Source organism: Erwinia sp. S43 (assembly GCF_016624745.1).
GTDB lineage: Bacteria > Pseudomonadota > Gammaproteobacteria > Enterobacterales > Enterobacteriaceae > Erwinia > Erwinia coffeiphila.
Genome location: NZ_JACVTX010000006.1, coordinates 179013 through 192296 on the forward strand (window position 1 = coordinate 179013; position 13284 = coordinate 192296).

Sequence of the window (13284 nt, forward strand, 5' to 3'; positions counted from 1 at the left end):
ATGGCAGTCACGCTTATTTCAAATACGTCTTTCAAGGGCGACGTAAAGTCCTTACCCATTTCGTCCGCGCCAATGCCTGCGGCAGCACTGCTTTACGCTGACTTCATCAACGGCCTTTATATCGACCGGATCGGCGGAACCGTCAGCCGCACAACGGACATTAACTCCCGCATCAATATTTTCCGTGGGTCACATGCGAATTATATTGATGAAAGTGGTGGCCTGGCGGAGGCGAATAACAGCATCTGTGTGATTGACCGGCATCCGCAAACGCTCGCAAAACTGGGGCTCCGTACTGAAAACAGGGTGACGAACTACATGGCGTCGCCGCTGGACTTCACCGCATCGACCTGGGCGAAAACAGGCGTGTCGGCCGCAGCACTTAATGGGTACTGGTACACACTGACGGAGCTGGCGGGTTATTCCCAGCACTGTCTGCGCGACACCACCACGCAGCTTTCCACATCCAATGCGAATGTTATCAGTATTTTCGTGAAGCCGGGCACTGCCGACCGTATCCAGCTGGCGGCCGTGGGGGGCGGAGCCGGAAGCTATGCGAACTTCGACCTGACACGCGGTGCGGTGGTCTTTACGGGAACCGGGCTGCTTTCAGCGCTGATCGAGCCGGGTCATGATAACTCCTGGCGTTGCTCGATTGTTCTGAATAACCCGCCTGCCGCCACGGCGGATTTCCGTGTGTCATTCATTAATTCAGATAACGATGTAATGACGCCGGAGTTTACCGGCACGGGCAGAACGCTGCAGGTGGCGATTGCCCAGGCAGAGCGTGCAATGGTGGTCCCGACCAGCCCGATTACCTTTGTGACCCGATCGCTCGACGTGACAACGCTGCTCCCCGACATCCCGGCGGAGAGTAAGGCTGATTTTTCCCTGTTCATTTCAGGCACCATGCCCGGTTCGCCGCGCGGTGATGATGGCGGCAATAACCTGTTCACGCTGTATAACGCGACCACGAGCGAGTTCGTCTCAGTGGGGCAGGGGTCACGACGGGGTAATTACCGTTACATGCCGCTGATGACGCACAATATCGGCGGAGCATTCACCCCGGTCGGATTTACAGGTAAAGGGTACGAGTCATTCAGACAGTGGCCACTGCTGATTACCGTCAAAGGCGGTACGGTGAAAGTGATGTGTAACGGTGCTGACGGCGTGCAGACGCTGATGACGAATGCCGTAAACGGATTTGAGAAAATCCTGCTGGGGCGCGGGCTGGACTCTGCACTGGCGGCGACAGGCGTATGGGGCGGGTGTATTGCGAAGCTGGCGTTTTTTGACAAGGCGCTGAGTGATACCGAAATGGTCAGCCAGTTCTCCGCTTTATATTAAGTGTTGATCCCTCCCGGATTGATCTATACTGTATTTATATACAGCCATTGTTTGACGGGAGGGCATCATGCCTCGCTACTATGAAGCCCCCGCTGACTCCCCGCGCAAAGTTCAGGCACAAAAAAACCAGCCGTAAGAGGCTGGTTTTCATAACGTCTGTTCGGCATGTGGATCCAAGCGTCGGGGCGCTAAGGCCTGCTGGCTCCTCAGATATCGTTTACCATCCACATATCCGCCTCATCAAACATTTCTTCCAGCATACGATTGAGCTTTTCCTTCTCGGACTTATTGGCATCAGTATTGATACTGCTGTTACCCATCATTGGCTTCACCTTCACCTCTGCGCCTGGAAAAATCCGCTGAACACGCCTTGTCAGCTCATTCAGGATGATTTCGCGAGCACCAGGTAAACCTTCGACATTTCGCTTGTCATAAATCAGTTCAACGAACATTTCCTTGCCCTCTATACTGGATGTAATTACAGTATGCACTGTATAAATAAACAGTGAAAAGGTAAAGAGTAATGGAAATTTACATGCCGACTGAAAGCCCTGAAGCCATGTTGATACCACTATTCAGCGACCTGGTGCCGTGCGGCTTTCCCAGCCCGGCGCAGGACTACGTAGAGCAACGCATCGACCTCAATGAGTTGTTAATAAACCACCCGAGCGCGACGTATTTCGTGAAAGCCGCTGGTGACAGCATGATTGAAGGGGGGATCAGTGAGGGTGATCTTCTTGTCATCGACAGCTCCCGCAAAGCAGATCACGGAGATATTGTTATCGCAGCTGTGGACGGTGAGTTTACCGTGAAAAAATTACAGCTCCGCCCCACTGTGCAGCTGAATCCGATGAACAGCGCTTATTCACCAATCGTCGTTGGCAGCGAAGACACGCTTGATGTGTTCGGTGTCGTGACCTACATCATCAAATCGGCAGGCTGAGATGTTCGCGCTCTGTGATGTGAACTCCTTCTACGCCAGCTGTGAGACGGTGTTTCGTCCTGACCTGAAAGGACGGCCGGTGGTCGTCCTGTCGAACAACGACGGTTGTGTGATTGCGCGCTCTGCTGAAGCAAAGCCCTTCGTTAAGATGGGGGAACCTTACTTCAAACAGAAAGATGCGTTTCGCCAGCATGGGGTTATCTGCTTCAGCAGTAATTACGAGCTCTATGCCGATATGTCCAATCGGGTGATGACAACGCTGGAAGAGCTCTCACCACGCTGTGAAATTTACAGCATTGATGAGGCTTTTTGCGACCTGACCGGCGTTCGTAACTGCCGCGACCTTACCGACTTTGGCAGGGAAATAAGGGAGACTGTACTGAGCAGAACACACCTGACGGTCGGTGTGGGCATTGCCCAGACCAAAACGCTGGCGAAACTTGCAAACCATGCAGCAAAAAAATGGCAGCGACATACCGGTGGTGTGGTGGACCTCTCAAATATTGAGAAACAGCGAAAGCTGATGGCTGTACTGCCGGTTGATGAAGTCTGGGGAGTCGGAAGGCGTATCAGTAAAAAACTGGAAACGCTGGGGATTGATACCGTGCTCAAATTAGCCGATGCCGAGCCCAGTTTCATCAGGAAGCACTTCAATGTCGTTCTTGAGCGAACGGTGAGGGAGTTGCGCGGCGAGTCCTGTCTTGCACTGGAGGAGTTTGCCCCGGTTAAACAGGAAATTGTCTGCAGCAGGTCTTTTGGCGAGAGGGTAACGTCCTGTGATGAAATGCGTCAGGCGATATGCAGTTATGCATCCAGAGCAGCGGAGAAGCTGCGTGGTGAGCATCAGTATTGCCGTTTTATCTCGGCATTCGTCAAAACCAGCCCCTTTGCACCTAACGAGCCGTATTACGGTAAGAGCGCATCAGTAAAGCTTCTCACACCAACTCAGGACAGCAGGGACATTATCTCTGCGGCTACCCGGTGCCTGGATGCAATCTGGCGTGATGGACATCGTTACCAGAAAGCGGGTGTGATGCTTGGCGACTTCTACAGCCAGGGAGTCGCACAGCTTAATCTGTTTGATGACAATGCACCCCGTCAGAACAGTGCAAAACTGATGGAGGTTCTGGACCACCTGAACGCGAAGAACGGAAGAGGGGCTTTGTATTTTGCCGGGCAGGGGATACAGACTAACTGGCAGATGAAACGGGAAATGTTATCTCCGCGCTACACTACGCGCTACGACGATTTGCTTAAGGTGCGTTGATAATTGTAATCAGAAACGTTGAGACAAACAGTGTTTATTATATACGCAGCTTAAATCAAATTGGAATAACTAACCCCTATCAGTTGTTCAATTTGGAATGAACAGAAAATTCTCAGGCTGGAATCCTAAAATCATCAATAATCATATTATAAGTACAAAATTACAGGTGAAAAAATAATTGCCAAACAATAATTCAGACAGAAACGGCCTTATAGGGTGTGCAATAGGCACCGCCGTAATCAGCCTGTTGGCCAATGGGCATACACTCAGCAAGGAGAACATTATCTATGAGTTGGAGCGTTTAAAAGGCGCTTCATCTGATTTGCAGGTCAAGAGTATCAGCAAGGCGGCAGCAGACATTTTGAGGAAGGGAGAGCAATGATTGTCTCATCAAAAGTGCCAGGCTTAAGCGAGGTGTCGTCCTTGACAGTTTCTCCGGCCGGTATACGCTTTACGCAACCGATGAGGTCATCTGATGCTTTCGTCTTCCGGCCGGAGCCGGACTACGTCCTATGGCGTTAATGCTTTACTTCGTTGAGGCCTGCAAGTACTTGCAGGAACGGCTCAGACTGCTGAGTGTTTCCCGGATTAGCAAATTTCTTCAGCCAGTTTAAGGCCTCGTTTAAATCGCTAAGCCGCTTATTACAGGAAACATTAGCAGCCATTTGACCCAGCTCGGCGATGAGAGAGTTAACGTTAATCTCTTTTTCAGCCAGCGCCAAGTGCAGTGCCGCTTCACCAATGATGACGTGACCTTTCTCGTCGTCTTGAATTAACACGGTACATCCTCCTCTAGCACTGAAGTTGATAACCTCAATAGTTACTGTAGTTGTCATGTAAGAAGGACGCACAGGTAATGATTCTGAATTAATCTGGCATGGAAGCCTGCAAGATTGATGAAGGGAATAAGAGAATTTCCTCAACCCCAAACTTGCCAGGCATGCAAGCCATACTTACCGGACTGACAGTGACTGGTTATGGTACCCGATAGCCTGGTGATGAATCAGCATAAGGAGATCATCCGAAGACAGTTGTCCTCCACAGGTTTGTATTACGGGGAAAAATATGTGGCAGAAACCAATGATTAGTTGGTCATGCAAAATGATGATACACTGGATGTACGTACACCAGATGGAGATGAATTGAAAAACAATGCTCATGAGTTTTCAGATGAGGTTCGTGCCTTAATGGGGCAGATAATAACCGAGCTTCTTTCGGATGGTGACGCTGTTACCCCGGAGCGCCTCATCCAGGGGTTACATTTATTCAGTGAAAACACTGATGATGCTGACGATTATCTTGACTGCATGGAACTTATTCAATTTCTGATGAAAAAATTGCACTAAGACACAGGCTTAGTGCGGATTTTTCATGCCCATAAGAATTTCCATACATGTGCGTAGTACATCAAGTCTTACCACGTCCGTGGTCGCATCCATTTCACCAATCAGGTAAAAAAGTACGTCTCTACTGGAAACACTGCCTTTTTCGGAGAGAAGCGTTCTGACCGCCATAGAAAAAATTACTTTTTCCTCAGCGTAAATATCATCGATATCTTCGAAAGCGCTGATCAGTTCTGACCCAGATGAGTTGATAAACTGTTGCATATCAAACAATTAACCTTATTCATAACTGTTGAACATGAGAGTGTAAGGTATAGCCCATTTGATTAAAATGGACAAAAATCAGTGGCGAGTGAGCCTGTTACTACCTTCAAATGAGGTTGTTGAGTGACTGTCATCGTTGTTTTTATCGTCTAGACCGCGCCGCTGCATCTCATTCCTGATGTCACTAATAGCCAACACCAATACTTCAGCTTTTGACTCGTCGTGTTCATCAGCAAGACGGGTTTCAAGTTTACCGAGGATGCCGCTCCACGAAACAGGCGTTTTTTCGTCCAGTAAAGCTAATGCAGCTTCACCTATCAGAATTTCACCAAGGGTTTTATTTGTCTTACTTTTCATAACCAATGCTCTTTAGCCAGTAGTACCTATGCTACACAGGATTCTAAGCCCCTAAACTGATAGTTTATTCAGAAAATAAAAGACTTACCAGTTCGTTAAGTTCAAGCTTTTCTTCCGTGGATGTGGCTTTTTCAAGTCTCATGATCAGATGGTGGCATATAGCTTTACGATTCAGAGTTCTACCCGAAACCAAAACCTCACGAACGATCGCACCCAGCGTTTCCTGCAAGGAAGACGTATGTGCTCGACTGATATAAGCCATTACTTCATTGTTCATGCCACATGCTGGTTTGCTCTTGATCATAGCGAACTCCGATTATAGATTTGTATGAGTGCTGAGCAGCACGGTGCCATAAAGTTATACAAAAATGATTAAGTTGTACAGCGCATTCTTCATTCGCGTCATTTCAGAGCAATGTTCGTATCCAATGAACGTCCTAATTTAGCTGTTTGCTCTAAATGAACAGCGCGGCTGTAACTGGCCATAACAGAGAATTTATCTGGTCAAAACTCCCACAAATATGAATAACTCACCTTCGGGGACTAACCTTTTTTGTCCGTTTACAGTCTGGTTTCTTTCTGAACTTAGTGACTAACTACATGAAAAATCAGGTGCTGTCCTGTCTCGATCGGTGGAGCTGGCGGGAGCTGAACCCGCCGCCGAACCTTCATAAAATGTAGCACAATCAATTCTTAACCATATGATTTATATGCGGTAAAATGATAGTGATTATTATGAAACATCAAATCATCTAAATGATTTATTTAGTAAAAGCACGCAATTTAAAATCCCTCGGCTTATGGCTGTGTGGGTTCAAGTCCCACTCCGGGCACCATATTCGCACTGTCGATTAAAACGAATAAAATCAAAGCAATATGTAGTAATGTCGTGACCGCCTAAGGGCGGTTTTTTTGTTTTTGTCCCGCAGTTTCCTGATAACCTCTCCTGATATTATTCAACTGGGCCCGGTCACTAACGCGTGTCCGCGTATTGCACTCCGCGATTTACAACAACATATGTTCCTCCACTTGTTCTCCGGAACATTTAAGCCGATGATGGCGGCTCCTCCGCCTGAGAATGAGCCATCGCAGATGTTAATCAGTACCGACGAAGCCAGAACCATCAATACCGACAGCCGTCTGGCCTGTACGCTTGCCGCCGTTGCGGGTGCGCTGAATACGGCGGCTTTTGAGATCGTTGGTTTTTTCTCGGCGAATATGACCGGCAACGTTTCGTCACTGTCGGACAATCTGGCGAAAGCAAACCTGAAGGCGGGTGCTCTGTTCCTGACGGTTCTGCTGCTGTTTATTGCCGGATCTGCTTTTTCCACGCTGATCATCAACGCCGGGCGTAGAAGGGGAATTCGTACCATTTTCGCGGCGAATATTCTCGTTGAGGCACTGGCGCTGATTGCGCTGGGCATCGTTGAAATGTGGTGCAATCCATCGTATCCCGGGCTGCTGCTGATTTTTTCATTGAGCTTTTTGATGGGATTACAGAATGCGGTAGTCACGCGGATCTCTAATGCCAGGGTCAGAACCACCCATGTTTCCGGCACCGCCACGGATATTGGCATTGAGGTTGCGATGCTCATCGATGTCTTCCGACGTAAAGAATCGCCCAAGGATGCACCGCTTTACCTGGATCGTCTGGGGCTGCACTCATCAACGCTTTTAGCGTTTTTTGTGGGTGGGATCGCCGGGATCTGGCTGTCTAAGCTGTTTGGCTATATTTTTCTGATAATTATCGGTGCCGGGCTGCTTTATCTTTCGCTGGCAACGATATTCAGAAAACGCTCAGCATAAAAACGCCTGATTCAGGCCGAAATCACCAATACGGCTCTCCCGTAACACCGATTCAGCCCGGCAAGCCACCGGGCAGATATCGACTTAAAAACGGAGAGCGGTTTATCGTGGGAAGCGTTGTTCAAGCCTGGCGGCGACGTCGGCGGCATATTGCAGCGGAATAACGCAAACGCCATTACGATCGGCAAATACAATATCTCCAGGATTGACCACTACGCCACCGCAGCTGATCGCTACGTTGATTTCGCCGGTGCCCGCTTTTCCTGAAGCGCCACAGGTCAGCCCTCGGGCAAAAATCGGCAGGCCAATTTTCTCGCAGTCATCAATATCGCGGAACGCACCGTCAATGATTACTCCGATTGCTCCGTGTTTTACAGCAAGGCTACCGCGCTGATCGCCCCAGTAGGCGCTTTCGGTATTGCCTTTCCCGTCGATCACCACGATATCACCGGGCTGCGCCAGTTCAATGGCGGTGGGAATGATACCACCTTCGCCCGGCGGCACTCTGACGGTCAGGGCCGGTCCAACGATTTTACCGGCGGATACCCACGGTTTGATGCTGCTGGTCATGCAGTCGAAGATACCCGCAACATCACATAAATCCGGTGTGGCATAAACCGCCAGCCGTGCCAGAACCTGAGGATCAGGGCGTTCAAAGGAAGCGTTAATGCGTTTACCGTAGCTCATCGTCATTACCTTTCTTAGTCGTTATGGGTTATCTATCACCTTTATGCCGCCAGGTTCAGCACTATCACCGAAACCCATTCGCCGGAGACTTCACGTTGTTCAATCTCACGCCAGCCAAGCCGCTGATACAAACTCTGCTTATCCGGCGTATAGAGCCACAGACTGTCCATACGATCGTTTCTCGCATACTGGATACAGGCATTGACCAGCGCCGATCCCACGCCCTTACCGCGCCAGGCAACCGGCGTGAAAACTTCTCCCAGCCAGAAGCGGCGCGACGGATCATCGTCGAGTTCGTATTCAATCACACTGGCGGTTCCCATCAGGCTGCCGTCTGCGTGGTCGGCAAGCAGGGTAAAACTGCTGCGGTCCGGGTGATTGCGTAAAAGCAGACGTTCATTAATCCGCGCGATCGAAGACCAGTTTTGCAGCGCTGACCATTCGCTGTGCAGTAGTTGCGCTATCTCCAGGCTTCTTTCAGGCTGCTGGCGCAGGGGCACAATCTCCATTCAATCCTCTCCGATGCGTGAATTCATTTCCACCGCCTGGCGGAAAGTTCAGGAACTATCTAAACTTTTTCCGATCCTCTTCCCATTTTTATCTGAGCGCGTTTATAATTGCCAGGTAATTTAGTTAGAACTCTAATCATCAGGTCTCTATATATTGAACTCCCAGGAACTGAACTTCTCCCGTTTGCTGCATCTTACGGCGCATGCCTGGCGTCAGGCGATCGATCGGCGGATGAAAGATAACGGTCTGAGCATGAGCAGCTGGATGGCGGTAGCCACCATTGCCATTCAGGAAACGCCAATCAGTCAGAAAGAGCTGGCTCAGGCGCTGGGGCTGGAAGATGCCAGCGTGGTGCCATTGATCGACCGACTGGTTAAACAGCAACTGGTGGAGCGCATTCAGCCGGAGGAAGACCGACGTAAACGGCTGCTGCACGTAACGCCTCAGGGCGAAACGCTGTATCAGCGGCTGAAGGTTGAGGCGGATGCACTGCGCAATGAGCTGCTGGCCAACGTTAATAAAGATGACCTGGCGGTCACCCAGCGAGTACTGCAACAGCTACTGATTGCCACCGAGGGTAAGTAAGTGCGCCGCGATAAGCCTAACCCCTATGCGCCGCGGGAGTGGGCTCCCGGTGAAAAGCCGATGCTGCCCGGTTCCCCCTCCACGCCGCTGCACCCCGGCCATAAGCGTATTGCCTTTGGCATTGTTGGCCTGCTGATCTCCATCACCGGGGCATTGAGCAATGCGCTGGTGACGGCCAATCTGACCAATCTTCAGGGCGTCTTTGGCGCATACAGCAATGAAATCGCCTGGCTGCCGGCGGTTTATGTGATGGGCAACATCTCCATCAACCTGCTGCTGGTCAAGTTTCGCCAGCAGTTCGGCCTGCGGGTGTTTACCGAGGCATTCCTGGTCCTGTACGTGCTGGTGGCGTTCTTCCATCTGCTGGTCAACGATCTCAGCTCGGCAATTATCGTGCGTGCGGCGCACGGTATGGTGGGGGCAGCGCTGAGTTCACTGGGGATTTACTATCAGATTCAGGCCTGGCCTGCGAAGCATCGGCTGAAGGCGTTGGCTATCGGGCTGGGCGCATCGCAGCTGGCGATCCCACTGGCGCGGCTGTTCTCTACCGAGCTGCTGCAGCTGGAGGAGTGGCGGGGGCTGTATCTGTTTGAGCTGGGGCTGGCGCTGATGGCGCTGGGCGCGGTGCTGATCCTCAAACTGCCGCCGGGCGAGCGGACCCGCGTGTTTGAGAAAAAAGATTTCCTCACCTTCTTCCTGATGGCGCCTGGCATGGCGCTGTTTTGTGGCGTGCTGTCACTGGGCCGCATTGAATGGTGGACCAGCACGCCGTGGCTGGGTGTCTGCACGGCGCTGGGCCTGGTACTGGTGACGGCCGCCGTGCTGGTGGAGCATAACCGCAGTAACCCGTTAATCAATACGCGGTGGCTGGGCAGCGGGGCGATTATTCGGCTCGGGATCGTGATGATCCTGCTGCGTATCATGCTGGCTGAACAGAACACCGGCGCGGTGGGCTATTTGCAAACGATCGGAATGTTAAACGATCAGATGCAGGGGCTGGCGCTGGCGATCCTGGCCGGCGTTGCGGCAGGCATTATTTTCAGTGCGTTGACCATTAATCCGAAGCATCTGAGCTGGCCGATCGTTGTTTCGCTGATTATTGTGATGGTTGCCTCGCTGATGGATGCGCAATCCAACCCGCTGACGCGTGCGCACAATATGTATTTCAGCCAGTTCCTGCTCGGCTTCAGTACCTCTTTCTGTATCGCACCGGCGATGCTGCTGGGGGTGGGGGGCGTGGTCACCCAGCCTAAAAACCTGGTGAGCTTCGTGGTGCTGTTCGGCATGAGCCAGAACATTGGCGGACTGATGGGATCGGCGCTGCTGGGAACATTTCAGACATGGCGTGAAAAATATCATTCCAGCCTGCTTGGCGACCAGCTTTCGTTGCTCGACCCCAACGTGACCGATCGCCTCGCACAGTATTCCAGCCTGTTCAGCAGCCAGTTGACCGATTCTGTTCTTACCAGTGCGCAGAGCACCACGCAGCTGCAGACGGTTGCCACTCTACAGGCAAACGTCCTGGCTTATAACGATGTCTATCTTCTGACGGCGGGTATTGCCGCCGTGACTTTACTCTGGGTGCTGTGGCGGCTGTCCCGCCTGCGCTATCTCAACTGGCAGCAGGCAAAACGGGAAGCGGAAGCTGAGCAGCGGGCAATGCAACAAACGGCGACAACGATCGCAACGGGGAAATAATGAGCCAACAGGAACAGCAGCAGGCCGAGCGCCAGAGAAACAACAAGCTGCGAATTTTATCGATTGCTCTGGGATCGGGCATTGCCATCGTCGGTGTACTGGTGATCCTCTACGCCTGGCAGCTGCCGCCGTTTACCAGCCAGGTACAGTCGACGGAAAATGCCTACGTGCGTGGACAGGTGACCTTTATCAGCCCGCAGGTCAGTGGTTACGTTACCTCGGTTAAGGTGCTGGATTTGCAGCCGGTTAAGCGCGGCGATCTGCTGATGACTATCGACGATCGTATTTATCGCCAGCGTGTGCATCAGTCTCAGGCGCAGCTGGAGATGAAGAAAGCGGCTCTGGCGAATAACCAGCAGCAGCGGCGCAGTGCAGAGGCAGTCATCAAACGTAATGAAGCCGCTTTGCAAAATGCCAAAGCCCAGGCGGTGAAAAGCGGGCTGGATCTGAAGCGCGTAGAAAATCTGGTGGCGGACGGATCGCTGTCGCTGCGCGAGCGCGACGCTTCACGGGCCAGCAACAGTCAGACGCAGGCGGACGTTCAGCAGGCGCAGGCCACGCTGGAAGTGTCCCGTCAGGATCTTCAGACCACTATTGTTAATCGCGCTTCGCTGGAGGCCGACGTAACCAGCGCGCAGGCAGCGCTGGAGCTGGCGCAGATCGATCTGGGTAACACCCGTATTATTGCCCCGGATGACGGCCAGCTTGGCCAGATTTCGGTGCGCCAGGGTGCATACGTGACCGCCGGCACCCGGTTAACGTCGCTGGTGCCGAAGCAGAAGTGGGTGATCGCCAATATGAAAGAAACACAGATGGCACGCATCCGCCCTGGGCTACCGGTCAGCTTTACCGTCGATGCGCTGAACAACACGCGCTATGACGGAGAAGTGGAGTTTATCTCTCCGGCGGCAGGCTCTGAGTTCAGTGCGATTTCACCGGATAACGCCACCGGTAACTTCGTAAAAATCGCCCAGCGTATTCCGGTGCGTATTCGCATTACCAGCGAGAACACGGAACAGCTGCGCCCCGGTATGTCGGTGGAGGTGAACATCGATACCACAGGGGATGATAACGGCAGGGAGAAACGCTGATGCCGGCTCAAAAAGCCCTGCTGGCCCTGCTGCTGGCATCCATGCTGTCGGCCTGCGCCACACAAGTAGACCTGGCTCCCGCTTCGCTGCCGATCCCTGATGGCTGGCGCAGCCAGGTCGGGCCGGGAGCCGCCGTTGAGGCGAACTGGTGGCGTGCGTTTGGCGATCCGCAGCTGAATCAGCTGGTGGAGCAGGCGCTGCGCAATAATCCGGACATCCTGATCGCCCGTTCACGCGTGGATCAGTACCGTGCCCAGCTGCGTGGGGCGCAGGGCGACAACTTCCCGACGCTGGACGCCGGTGTGGCCGCGACCCGCGCGCGGGCAATTTCGGCCGTCACCGGGCAGCCGTATCAGTATTCGGTGTTCCAGGGTTTGCTGCAGGCAAACTATAACGTTGATCTCTGGGGGGCGCGCAGCAGTAGTATTGACGCGGCAAAAGCCTCGCTGGCAGCACAGCAGGCCGCCGCCAGTGCTGCGGAGCTGACCATCGCCGCGTCGGTCGCTTCTGGCTATATGACACTGGTCTCGCTGGATGAACAGCTTCGTGTTACCGAGGCAACGCTGGCAACCCGGCAGAACTCACTGAATCTGGCTAAACGTCAGTTTGAAACCGGCTATACCTCGAAGCTGGAATGGGTACAGTCCGAGTCGGAATATCAGACGGCAAAGGCACAGATCCCGCTGTTGCAGCATCAAATATCCCAGCAGGAGAATGCGCTGAGTATTCTGGTCGGTATGAACCCACGTCAGATCGCCCGGCAGAACAACTTTGACCATCTGGCTCCGCAATCGCTGCCTGCGGTGATGCCATCGCAGCTGCTGCAGCGACGGCCGGATATTGTGCAGGCCGAACGCCAGCTGCTGGCGGCGGATGCCTCTTTACAGTCTTCCCGCGCCAGTTTGCTGCCGTCGCTGAATCTGACCGCCAGCGGCACGCTGCAAAGTTCCGTTCTGCATGAGCTGGCGGCCAATCCCTTCCGACTCTGGAGCATCGGTGGCAGCGTGCTGGCTCCGCTGCTCAACCGTGAAGCGCTGACCGCGCAGGTGGATGTCTCAATGGCGTCGCGAAATCAGGCACTCTACACCTATGAAAAGGTGGTGCGCAGCGCGTTCGGTGAGGTGAATGACGATCTTGATGCGATTACGCGCTACCAGCAGCAGCTGGTCGAACTGGAAAAACAGCAGCAGGTGGTGAGCGAAGCGCTGCATATTGCCAGCAATCGCTATCGCAACGGCTACGCGTCTTATCTGGATGAACTGGATGCTCAGCGCACGCTGTTCAGTACCCAGCTGAGCGTGGTACAGGCAAAAAATAATCTGCTGCTGGCGCAGATCGATCTCTACCGTGCACTGGGCGGAGGCTGGCAGCAGTAAATATCTGCCA

The 13284-nt window shown here is 52.7% G+C and carries 16 protein-coding genes; 9 read left to right on the plus strand and 7 right to left on the minus strand.

Features of this window, described 5'->3' with window-relative positions:
* Window positions 1-1347: a hypothetical protein gene (locus tag IBT47_RS10755; protein ID WP_200560446.1), complete on the plus strand. Its 1347-nt coding sequence runs from the start codon at window positions 1-3 to the stop codon at window positions 1345-1347.
* 206 nt (window positions 1348-1553) lie between these two features.
* Here IBT47_RS10755 and IBT47_RS10760 read toward each other — a convergent pair whose 3' ends face one another.
* The gene (locus IBT47_RS10760) at window positions 1554-1799 is read right to left on the minus strand and encodes a DinI family protein (protein WP_200547786.1); all 246 of its coding nucleotides are present in this window, start codon (window positions 1797-1799) and stop codon (window positions 1554-1556) included.
* Window positions 1800-1870: 71 nt separating this feature from the next.
* On the opposite strand from IBT47_RS10760, the gene IBT47_RS10765 reads away from it, so the two are divergent.
* Together IBT47_RS10765 and IBT47_RS10770 are read left to right on the plus strand one after the other, a co-directional pair.
* Complete coding sequence (locus IBT47_RS10765) at window positions 1871-2290, plus strand: translesion error-prone DNA polymerase V autoproteolytic subunit (protein WP_105592852.1); 420 nt, start codon at window positions 1871-1873, stop codon at window positions 2288-2290.
* A 1-nt stretch (window position 2291) separates the two neighbouring features.
* Window positions 2292-3557: a Y-family DNA polymerase gene (locus IBT47_RS10770; RefSeq protein WP_200560447.1), complete on the plus strand. Its 1266-nt coding sequence runs from the start codon at window positions 2292-2294 to the stop codon at window positions 3555-3557.
* Between the two features lie 518 nt (window positions 3558-4075).
* Here the strand turns inward: IBT47_RS10770 and IBT47_RS10775 are convergent.
* The gene (locus tag IBT47_RS10775; RefSeq protein ID WP_105592869.1) at window positions 4076-4336 is read right to left on the minus strand and encodes a hypothetical protein; all 261 of its coding nucleotides are present in this window, start codon (window positions 4334-4336) and stop codon (window positions 4076-4078) included.
* Window positions 4337-4651: 315 nt separating this feature from the next.
* Between IBT47_RS10775 and IBT47_RS10780 the strand changes: the two genes are divergently transcribed.
* Window positions 4652-4903 carry a hypothetical protein gene (locus IBT47_RS10780; protein WP_234471835.1) on the plus strand — a complete coding sequence of 84 codons (252 nt, stop codon included), beginning with the start codon at window positions 4652-4654 and terminating at the stop codon, window positions 4901-4903.
* A gap of 9 nt (window positions 4904-4912) precedes the next feature.
* Here the strand turns inward: IBT47_RS10780 and IBT47_RS10785 are convergent, their stop codons facing one another.
* The 3 genes from IBT47_RS10785 to ycgZ all read right to left on the minus strand — a co-directional run bounded on the left by IBT47_RS10785 (window position 4913) and on the right by ycgZ (window position 5825).
* Window positions 4913-5164 (minus strand): biofilm development regulator YmgB/AriR family protein, encoded by a 252-nt coding sequence (locus IBT47_RS10785; RefSeq protein WP_105592848.1) that lies wholly within the window; start codon window positions 5162-5164, stop codon window positions 4913-4915.
* A 78-nt stretch (window positions 5165-5242) separates the two neighbouring features.
* The gene (locus IBT47_RS10790; RefSeq protein ID WP_200560448.1) at window positions 5243-5521 is read right to left on the minus strand and encodes a hypothetical protein; all 279 of its coding nucleotides are present in this window, start codon (window positions 5519-5521) and stop codon (window positions 5243-5245) included.
* Between the two features lie 64 nt (window positions 5522-5585).
* The gene (ycgZ, locus tag IBT47_RS10795) at window positions 5586-5825 is read right to left on the minus strand and encodes a regulatory protein YcgZ (protein ID WP_200560449.1); all 240 of its coding nucleotides are present in this window, start codon (window positions 5823-5825) and stop codon (window positions 5586-5588) included.
* Between the two features lie 788 nt (window positions 5826-6613).
* Between ycgZ and IBT47_RS10800 the strand changes: the two genes are divergently transcribed.
* Window positions 6614-7327 (plus strand): YoaK family protein, encoded by a 714-nt coding sequence (locus IBT47_RS10800; RefSeq protein ID WP_200560450.1) that lies wholly within the window; start codon window positions 6614-6616, stop codon window positions 7325-7327.
* A 102-nt stretch (window positions 7328-7429) separates the two neighbouring features.
* On the opposite strand, the gene IBT47_RS10805 is transcribed toward IBT47_RS10800, so the two are convergent.
* Window positions 7430-8014, minus strand: coding sequence for an RraA family protein (locus IBT47_RS10805; protein WP_200560451.1), 585 nt, complete (start codon window positions 8012-8014; stop codon window positions 7430-7432).
* A gap of 41 nt (window positions 8015-8055) precedes the next feature.
* On the minus strand, window positions 8056-8523 hold the full coding sequence (locus tag IBT47_RS10810; RefSeq protein WP_200560452.1) for a GNAT family N-acetyltransferase: 468 nt from the start codon (window positions 8521-8523) through the stop codon (window positions 8056-8058).
* 154 nt (window positions 8524-8677) lie between these two features.
* Here IBT47_RS10810 and IBT47_RS10815 point away from each other — a divergent pair, with 154 nt between their 5' ends.
* The 4 genes from IBT47_RS10815 to IBT47_RS10830 are packed head-to-tail and all read left to right on the plus strand — an operon-like array spanning window position 8678 to window position 13274.
* Window positions 8678-9109: a MarR family winged helix-turn-helix transcriptional regulator gene (locus tag IBT47_RS10815; RefSeq protein WP_200560453.1), complete on the plus strand. Its 432-nt coding sequence runs from the start codon at window positions 8678-8680 to the stop codon at window positions 9107-9109.
* Between the two features lie 60 nt (window positions 9110-9169).
* Complete coding sequence (locus IBT47_RS10820; RefSeq protein WP_200560496.1) at window positions 9170-10807, plus strand: MFS transporter; 1638 nt, start codon at window positions 9170-9172, stop codon at window positions 10805-10807.
* A complete protein-coding gene (locus IBT47_RS10825; protein WP_200560454.1) occupies window positions 10807-11898 on the plus strand; it encodes an HlyD family secretion protein in 1092 nt (363 codons plus the stop codon). Before IBT47_RS10820 ends, IBT47_RS10825 begins: the two co-directional genes overlap by 1 nt.
* Window positions 11898-13274, plus strand: coding sequence for an efflux transporter outer membrane subunit (locus IBT47_RS10830; protein WP_200560455.1), 1377 nt, complete (start codon window positions 11898-11900; stop codon window positions 13272-13274). The genes IBT47_RS10825 and IBT47_RS10830 overlap by 1 nt, the downstream gene beginning before the upstream one ends.
* The last annotated feature ends 10 nt before the right edge of the window (window positions 13275-13284 follow it).

Bases quoted from the DNA above. Each gene is read 5' to 3' on its own strand.
- IBT47_RS10755 (WP_200560446.1), top strand. From the start codon at position 1: ATGGCAGTCACGCTTATTTCAAATACGTCTTTCAAGGGCGACGTAAAG.
- IBT47_RS10765 (WP_105592852.1), top strand. From the start codon at position 1,871: ATGGAAATTTACATGCCGACTGAAAGCCCTGAAGCCATGTTGATACCA.
- IBT47_RS10785 (WP_105592848.1), bottom strand. From the start codon at position 5,164: ATGCAACAGTTTATCAACTCATCTGGGTCAGAACTGATCAGCGCTTTC.
- IBT47_RS10780 (WP_234471835.1), top strand. From the start codon at position 4,652: ATGCAAAATGATGATACACTGGATGTACGTACACCAGATGGAGATGAA.
- IBT47_RS10800 (WP_200560450.1), top strand. From the start codon at position 6,614: ATGTTAATCAGTACCGACGAAGCCAGAACCATCAATACCGACAGCCGT.
- IBT47_RS10830 (WP_200560455.1), top strand. From the start codon at position 11,898: ATGCCGGCTCAAAAAGCCCTGCTGGCCCTGCTGCTGGCATCCATGCTG.
- IBT47_RS10770 (WP_200560447.1), top strand. From the start codon at position 2,292: ATGTTCGCGCTCTGTGATGTGAACTCCTTCTACGCCAGCTGTGAGACG.
- IBT47_RS10805 (WP_200560451.1), bottom strand. From the start codon at position 8,014: ATGAGCTACGGTAAACGCATTAACGCTTCCTTTGAACGCCCTGATCCT.
- IBT47_RS10790 (WP_200560448.1), bottom strand. From the start codon at position 5,521: ATGAAAAGTAAGACAAATAAAACCCTTGGTGAAATTCTGATAGGTGAA.
- IBT47_RS10760 (WP_200547786.1), bottom strand. From the start codon at position 1,799: ATGTTCGTTGAACTGATTTATGACAAGCGAAATGTCGAAGGTTTACCT.
- IBT47_RS10820 (WP_200560496.1), top strand. From the start codon at position 9,170: ATGCTGCCCGGTTCCCCCTCCACGCCGCTGCACCCCGGCCATAAGCGT.
- ycgZ (WP_200560449.1), bottom strand. From the start codon at position 5,825: ATGATCAAGAGCAAACCAGCATGTGGCATGAACAATGAAGTAATGGCT.
- IBT47_RS10810 (WP_200560452.1), bottom strand. From the start codon at position 8,523: ATGGAGATTGTGCCCCTGCGCCAGCAGCCTGAAAGAAGCCTGGAGATA.
- IBT47_RS10825 (WP_200560454.1), top strand. From the start codon at position 10,807: ATGAGCCAACAGGAACAGCAGCAGGCCGAGCGCCAGAGAAACAACAAG.